This is a genomic window from Winogradskyella ouciana, assembly GCF_009709615.1.
Classification (GTDB): Bacteria; Bacteroidota; Bacteroidia; order Flavobacteriales; family Flavobacteriaceae; genus Winogradskyella; species Winogradskyella ouciana.
Genome location: NZ_WJYA01000059.1, coordinates 1 through 280, shown reverse-complemented (window position 1 = coordinate 280; position 280 = coordinate 1). Strand labels below are relative to the sequence as shown.

General features: G+C 41.4%; 1 protein-coding gene. It reads right to left on the bottom strand.

Features of this window, described 5'->3' with window-relative positions:
• Positions 1-215 (bottom strand): hypothetical protein (locus F1003_RS17005; RefSeq protein ID WP_235898409.1); only part of this gene is annotated, 215 nt, incomplete at its 3' end.
• Between the last annotated feature and the right edge of the window lie 65 nt (positions 216-280).

Below are 280 nucleotides of genomic sequence, written 5' to 3'. Positions count from 1 at the left end.
TTTCTGACAATGTACAGTATCGCAGCATTAAAATCGACTTCTGCCATCGTCTTTTCTGTTGCCTTTGTTATTGATTCGCCCTTTGGAACGCATATCGATAGTTGGCCTTCAAAGGCAAGACTGGCTTGCGGGCGTTGATTTCGTCTCGCTCTGGTCGCAGGTGCATTGACATCTTGTCCAAAGTAGAATGAGCAAAAATTCGCTACTTCTTTCATAAGGTATGCCTTAGCAATTGTTCCATATGATTCTTGTTCATGTTATTGTTTTTAAGGAACCACAT